Raw genomic sequence first — 7,348 nt, 5'->3', positions numbered from 1 at the left:
ATATATGTATACATATATTTTTATAGTTTTATTTTCTATTTTTAAAGTTTTTTTTTACATGAGAGTATAAATTATTTTTTTTAATTAGTTTCATTAAATAGAATCATATATTTTTTTTCATTATCTCACGTAGTACTGCTGTTGCATAGCAGCCACGTGGAATAAAAAATTCCACATCTATACCATCACATGTTTTTGTAACAGAGGTATCTTCTATTTTAAATCTAAGTGATCTTCTAATACCATGACTTCCAAGTTTTGGTGTTTTTGGACATTTAAATGATTCTTTTGTAATATTTTCTTCTTCTATAATTCTTTTTTCAATTTCTCCTTGTTTTCCTTCAGCATATGGTACCTTTGATCCATATAATGGTCCTGTAGGATTTAGTGTAAACTTATTCATATCATCTTCTATTGTATCTTCATCTATTTCATGAACCCAACGTTCTTCTTCATTTATGATTATGTCTCCTGGAAGATACTTGTTTATTCCTATTTTTGAACGTTCATTTACTACTTTGTTAAATAGGTATGATTCATATGCATTTACAAACATTCTTTTTAAGGGTTTTGGTAGTGATTCTATTGCTCTGATATAATCTTTTTCAGTAATTTCACCATGTTTTTCTTTTGATAGTATTAATTCTTTAAGCATGGATTTTTCATATCTCATACTTTTTGGCATAAGATCATATGATTCTTGTAATTTTCCTTCATCATATAATTGTCTTGCTTCAAAGGGTTGATTATGTTCATTTTTATTAGGATTTCCTATATATGTATCAACTGCTTTTTTAATATCTCCTTCTACAAGACATTTACCAACAAGATGGGTTGTACTTCTAACTTCACCAAAGCGTTGAAAACCATAAAAATTAGGAACACCAGTAACTTTTAATGATTCAAGAACATCTTCAGCAATATCTTTATCTTCTACAGGATTGTTAGTATTTTTTATATGTATTTTGAATTTATTACCCTTAAGTTGTCCCATTCTAAGTTTTTTCTGGTTTTGTTTAATATCTAAAACTTTAACATTATGTAATACTTCTTCAAAATCAGGTAATTCTTCTGGTGTAATGTTACTAATACAAAGCCATTGTCTTGTAATAGCAGAACGATCCTTCATCCCGGCAAAACCTGTACGTTTACGACTAATATGAAGATATTTTGCCATATCAAGCACCACATCAAGTGTTGTTCTACCTTCTTTTTCTATTTGTATCCATGTATTTGAACCATTGCCTGTTGGTAATTGGAGAGGTACCTCTTCAACATAAAAATCCTTATTTTCATTACGTATTGTTCCACCAATACCTTTATTGTCTGTTATAAAATTCTTAGCATTTAACATTTATTCCCATCCCTAAATTAAAATATAAAAAAAGAAAATAGGTAAAAATTACTTATTCAATACCAGTATTTTCTGTGGCTATATTAATCCATACTTAGTTCTGTATTAGTATTTCCAGAGTCACCATCAGTTAATCCACCATTGCCTGAAGTATCAGGATTATTATTTTCATTATTATCAGTAGTAGGTGCATGATTATTATTCTGTGGATTATTATTCCAGTATTTATTATTTGAATAACTATTATCTGCACTTGGAGATTTTCTATCATTTGCAGTAGATAATTGTTGATTACTATTATCTACTGGATTAGTAGTAGATTCAACTTCAGCATTGGTACTGTCTGTTATTTCATTTGTTTTATTAGTTGTATTATTATCTTCACTTAATAATGAAATTACATCATCATCAACCTTAATATTATCCTCAACAAGACTTGGTATCATTCCATAAGTAGCCACAATAGATAATATTATAATTGATAATACAAGTAGTAGAACAGATAGTCTTTTATCTTTCATATTAATCAACTATATATTATATAAGTAATTCTATCTATTTAATAATAGCTAAAAATAAAAATAATAAAAAAGAAAAAAATAATTAAAAAAGGAAAAACTCGAAAAAATAACATTAATAATATCATGGATGAAATATAAAGGAGTATAACTATGGAATATGACTATTTAATCGTTGGTTCAGGACTTTTTGGTTCAGTATTTGCACATGAAATGAATAAGATCGGAAAGAAATGTTTAATAATAGAAAAAAGAAGTACAATTGGTGGAAATATATACACACAAAACATTGAAAATATTAATGTTCATAAATATGGAGCACATATCTTTCATACAAATGATGAAGAAGTATGGACATATATCAATCAATTTACAAAATTCAATAGATTTACAAATTCACCAGTAGTAAATTATAAAGGTAAATTATATAATCTTCCATTTAATATGAATACATTCTATCAAATATGGGGTGTAAAAACACCTGCCGAAGCAAAAGAAATAATAGAAAAAGAAAAAAGTGAATATAAAATAGAAACTCCTAAAAACTTGGAAGAACAAGCAATAAGTCTAGTTGGAACAACTATCTATGAAATTCTAATAAAAGGATACACAGAAAAACAATGGGAAAAACCATGTGATAAACTACCATCATTTATCATTAAAAGACTACCTGTACGTTTCACATTTGATAATAATTACTTCAATGATTTATATCAGGGAATACCAATAGGTGGATATACACAGATAATAGAAAAACTACTTGAAGGAATAGATGTAAAACTAAATACTGATTACTTTAATAATAAAGAAAAATGGGATAAAATTTCAGATAAAATACTCTTTACTGGAATGATAGATCAATACTATGATTATTGTTATGGTGAATTAGAATATAGGGGATTGAATTTTGAAACAGAAGTCTTAGATACTGATAATTATCAAGGAAATGCTGTATTTAATTATACAGAAGCAGAAATTCCATATACAAGAATAATAGAACATAAACACTTTGAAAATGCACAGTCTGATAAAACAGTAATTACTCATGAATATCCAAAAACATGGACTAAAAACGAAGAAGCATACTATCCAATAAATGATGAGAGAAACTCAGCATTATATGAAAAATATAACAAATTAGCAAAAAAAGAATCAAAAATACTCTTTGGTGGAAGACTTGGAATGTATAAGTACATGAACATGGATGAAGTAATAAAAGAAGCATTAAATCTTGTTAAATCAGAAAAATAATATATTTTTACTTTCTTTTTTCTTTGTAAAAGTTTTTCATAAAAAAAAGGAATTTAGAGATAACTATTCTCTAAAAATTTCTGGAACATAACTTCTAAGTAGAAGTGATAATGTAATTACAGTTACAGAACTTAAAGCCATGGCAAGTGCACTGTATTCTGGTCTAAATAATATATTCCAGGGTATAAGAGCACCAGCAGCAATAGGAATTAAAACAACATTGTATGCAAATGCCCAGAAAAGATTTAATCTAACACGACTCATAGTTTTTCTACTTATTTGAATTGATGCAACAGCATTTAATAAATCCCCATTAATCAATATAATATCTCCAGATTCTATTGCAACATCAGTACCTGTACCTATTGCAATTCCAACATTAGATTTTGTAAGGGATGGAGCATCATTAATACCATCACCAATAAAGGCAACAATCTCACCTTCACTTTGTAGTTTTTTAACATAGTCGAGTTTTTCTTGTGGAAGAACTTCTGAGACTACATTACTAATACCTACTTGTTTTGCAACAATGGATGAAGTATTTTTATTATCTCCACTAATCATTGTGGTTTTAATATTCATTTTATGTAATTGATCAATAGCTTTTTTACTATTTTCTTTTATAACATCACTTACTGAAAGAATTGCTATGATATTTTTATTATCTGCAAGAATGATACTTGTTTTCATATTAAGTTCTTCATTTTCAAAATCTTTCAATATATTTTCAGGAATAGGTACGTTATTATCATTAAGTATTTTTTTATTACCAATAATATAGTCTCTATTATTTATTGTAGCTTGAACTCCTTTTCCTGAAATATTTTCAAACTCATCAACATCATATAATTCAAATTCATTCTTTTTTTGGTTATTAAAAAGTGCCTGAGCAATTGGGTGTTGTGAATATTGTTCTATTGAACGGGCAATCATAAGTACTTCCTCATCACTTTCTGTAGAATAATTTATTATATTAGATAATACGGGTTGACCAACAGTAATTGTACCAGTTTTATCAAGTAGTACATGTGTTATTTGTTGTGATACTTCAAGTGTTTGACCATCCTTTATTAATATACCATTTTTAGCAGCAAGTCCAACTCCAACTGTTAGTGCTGTTGGAATAGCAAGTCCAAGTGCACATGGACAGGCCACAACAACAATTGATATGAATATACTTAAACTATAGAGTAGTGGACTACCATATATAACATACCATATAATAAAACAGATAACTGCTATTGTTAGTATTCCTGGAATGAAGTATGTAATTACCTTATCTGCAAGTTTTTGTATTGGAGGACTTGAATTTTGTGCATCTTGTACCATTGATATAATTTGTGAAAGTACTGTTTTATCACCAGTATTTGTTACTTTGAATTTAAATGTTCCATCCTTATTTATAGATCCACCAATTACAACATCTCCCACATTTTTTTCTATTGGTGTACTTTCTCCTGTTACTAATGATTCATCAACATAACTTTTTCCTTCTATTATCTGTCCATCTAAGGGTATTTTTTCACCAGGTTTTATAACAACAATATTGCCCTTTAATACCTTGTTAATATCAACAGTTTCTGTTATTGTTTTTTCATTTATTGTTTTTTCTATTGTAGCTTCTGTTGCTTTTAATTCAACTAATTTATTTATTGAATCTGATGTTTTTGATTTTGCTCTATCTTCAAGATATTTTCCTAGCATTAAGAAAGAACCAAGCATAATACTTGTATCATATAACATGAAATGTGATTCTCCAAGTAGGCCAAATGTACTAAGTAGACTTGCTATAAATGAAATTCCAATACCTAATGTGTACATTACATCCATGTTTAGGTTATGATGTTTAATGGAATTAATTCCTGATATTATAATAGGGGAACATACATAGATAAATGGTAGTATTGTTATTGCTAGTTGTATGTATGATTCATTTCCATTAAAATTAAAGTTACTAAACATTAAATACATTAAAATTGCTGAAAAGAAGAATCCAACAATAATTCTATGGAGTTTTTTTCTTAGATTCTGGTTATGTTTTTCTTCAATTATATTGTTATTAATAGAATTATTGTCATGAATACCCATATATTCATAACCAATACTATTAATCCTATCCCCAATATCTTTAACTGTTACAACAGTAGGATTAAAAATAACTTCTGCTGTTTCAGAGATAAGATTAACATGTATTGAATAAACTCCGGGCATTTTTGAAATTGTGGAGGTTACAGCTTTTGAACACATTACACAGGTCATTCCACCTATGTTTAAGGTTTTTTTTTTGATAGTTGCACTAAATCCTATATTATCAAGGGCACTTATTATTTCTTCAACATCTACTTTTTCTTCATCATATGTTACTGATACATCTTTTGATTCAAGATTGCATGAGATGTTACTAATATTTTCATTGTTACTTAGTGTTTTTGTGATTGTGTTAACACAAGCATTACATGCCATATCTTCAACTTTGAAAACATCTTCTTTAGTCATTTAGTTTCCTCCTTTTTTTTATTTTCTAGATATATTTTTCTTGTATATATGGTTTTTTCTAAAAACTATGATATATAAATTGAGGTTATCCTAATTAATACATATGTAACAACATTAAAAAATTAATTAATTAAAAAAATAAGAGGAAGGTTAATTGATTACTATAGTTGAATTATCTGCATCTACAGTAATTTCATCGTTTGTATTAATTGTATTTATAATATCCACATCAGGATTATCAACCATTGGTATTTTAGAAATAATGGCTCCAATAGCAATAATTGGTTCAGCTTTTTGACAAATAATAGCACGTGGTGCTGTGTTATTCTTAGCCATTTGGTAAATAACATAAGATCCAACAGTAGATCCCTTACCTGAAGGTATAACTAGTATTTTATCAGTAATGCATTCATTGTATAATTCATGTTTTTTATCTATAACAATACCAGTTTTAGGATCAACTCCTCCTAGAAAACTAATAGGATCCTTTGTTACTAAAGCATTACCTGAATCTTTACCCTTAGATATTATTCTACATTTTATATTACTACTCATCTATAAACTCCTCTTATTATGATACTTATAACATTCCTTCAGATCTAATTAAATCAATGAATGTTTTTACTTCACCAGATTTTTTAGAATCTTTTGATTTTGGCTCTGTTTTTGCTTTTGATTGTTCTTTTTTAGGTTCTGTTTTCTGTGTTTCTTTTGGTTTTTCTGTTGTTGTATTATCCACTATTAGTCCTTGTTCTCTTAGTGTTTGTGTGAATGATTTTTGTGTATCTTGTGTTTCTGGTTGTTCTTTTTTAGTTTCTTTTTTAGTTTCTTTTTTAGGTTCTTTTTTAGGTTCTGTTTTCTGTGTTTCTTTTGGTTTTTCTGTTGTTGTATTATCCACTATTAATCCTTGTTCTCTTAGTGTTTGTGTGAATGATTTTTGTGTATCTTGTGTTTTTGGTTGTTCTTTTTTAGTTTCTTTTTGTACTTTCTGTGAAACTTTTTTCTCTGTATCTTTTATTGTTTTTTGTACCTGTTTTCCAACATCTTCTTTTATTTTATCAGTTGTTTGTTTTAGTTTTTGTGTTTCTTCAGTAGCAACTTTCACCACATCATCTACTATTAATCCTTGTTCTCTTAACACTTGTGTAAATGATTTTCCTGCATCTTTTATAGTTTTTGCAGCATCTTGTGTAACTTTTTTAGCTACTTCTTTTGCTTTTTGTTGTTCTTTTTTAGCTTCTTTTTGTTGTTTTACTTTTTCTTGTGTTTTCTGTGCAGATTTTTTAGCTTCATCTTTTACTTTTGTTACTGTTTTTTTAGCTTGTTTAGTAACTTTTTCAACTGTTTTTTTAGCTTGTTTTGTTATTTTGTCTTGTGTTTTTTGTTCTTTTTTAGTTTCTTTTTGTTGTTCTTTTTTAGTTTCTGTTTTTTCTGAATCTTGTTTTAATTGTTCTGTTACTTTTTCTCTTGTTTTGTCAACTTCTTCTTTAAGTTTTTCTGTAGTTTCTTGTGCTTCTTGTTTTAATTTAGCTGCTTCTTCTTTAAGTTTCTTAGCTTCTTCTTTCTCCCGTTTTTCTTTGTTTTTTCTTATGATAATTTTTGATAATCCTGGAGTCACACGTCTTTTAAGTTCTATTCCTCCTTTTTGTATTAGTTTTATAGATTTTGGTGTATTATCTTTAGTTTCATCTTTTATAATTATTGGTATTTCATTATCCTGTGATTTAGG

At 27.6% G+C, this 7,348-nt stretch carries 6 protein-coding genes; 1 reads left to right on the top strand and 5 read right to left on the bottom strand.

From position 1 onward, the window contains the following. Nucleotides 1-103: 103 nt before the first annotated feature. Both truD and A9758_RS03795 read right to left on the bottom strand, forming a co-directional pair. Nucleotides 104-1,354, bottom strand: a complete 1,251-nt coding sequence (truD, locus tag A9758_RS03800) for a tRNA pseudouridine(13) synthase TruD (RefSeq protein ID WP_011405837.1) — start codon at nt 1,352-1,354, stop codon at nt 104-106. Nucleotides 1,355-1,437: 83 nt separating this feature from the next. Further along, a complete protein-coding gene (locus A9758_RS03795; RefSeq protein WP_048059677.1) occupies nt 1,438-1,875 on the bottom strand; it encodes a hypothetical protein in 438 nt (145 codons plus the stop codon). Nucleotides 1,876-2,025: 150 nt separating this feature from the next. Here A9758_RS03795 and glf point away from each other — a divergent pair, with 150 nt between their 5' ends. Next, nucleotides 2,026-3,123 carry a UDP-galactopyranose mutase gene (gene glf, locus A9758_RS03790; protein WP_011405839.1) on the top strand — a complete coding sequence of 366 codons (1,098 nt, stop codon included), beginning with the start codon at nt 2,026-2,028 and terminating at the stop codon, nt 3,121-3,123. Between the two features lie 63 nt (nt 3,124-3,186). On the opposite strand, the gene A9758_RS03785 is transcribed toward glf, so the two are convergent. The 3 genes from A9758_RS03785 to A9758_RS07570 all read right to left on the bottom strand — a co-directional run. Further along, on the bottom strand, nt 3,187-5,619 hold the full coding sequence (locus tag A9758_RS03785; protein ID WP_011405840.1) for a heavy metal translocating P-type ATPase: 2,433 nt from the start codon (nt 5,617-5,619) through the stop codon (nt 3,187-3,189). A 150-nt stretch (nt 5,620-5,769) separates the two neighbouring features. Beyond that, a complete protein-coding gene (locus A9758_RS03780) occupies nt 5,770-6,174 on the bottom strand; it encodes a DUF126 domain-containing protein (RefSeq protein ID WP_011405841.1) in 405 nt (134 codons plus the stop codon). Between the two features lie 25 nt (nt 6,175-6,199). Next, nucleotides 6,200-7,348: hypothetical protein (locus A9758_RS07570; protein ID WP_158005516.1), on the bottom strand; the 1,149-nt coding region annotated here is incomplete at its 5' end.

The organism is Methanosphaera sp. A6, from assembly GCF_001729395.1.
GTDB lineage: Archaea > Methanobacteriota > Methanobacteria > Methanobacteriales > Methanobacteriaceae > Methanosphaera > Methanosphaera stadtmanae.
This window is presented reverse-complemented; position numbering and strand designations above follow the sequence as displayed.

Bases quoted from the DNA above. Each gene is read 5' to 3' on its own strand.
- truD (WP_011405837.1), bottom strand. From the start codon at position 1,354: ATGTTAAATGCTAAGAATTTTATAACAGACAATAAAGGTATTGGTGGA.
- A9758_RS03795 (WP_048059677.1), bottom strand. From the start codon at position 1,875: ATGAAAGATAAAAGACTATCTGTTCTACTACTTGTATTATCAATTATA.
- glf (WP_011405839.1), top strand. From the start codon at position 2,026: ATGGAATATGACTATTTAATCGTTGGTTCAGGACTTTTTGGTTCAGTA.
- A9758_RS03785 (WP_011405840.1), bottom strand. From the start codon at position 5,619: ATGACTAAAGAAGATGTTTTCAAAGTTGAAGATATGGCATGTAATGCT.
- A9758_RS03780 (WP_011405841.1), bottom strand. From the start codon at position 6,174: ATGAGTAGTAATATAAAATGTAGAATAATATCTAAGGGTAAAGATTCA.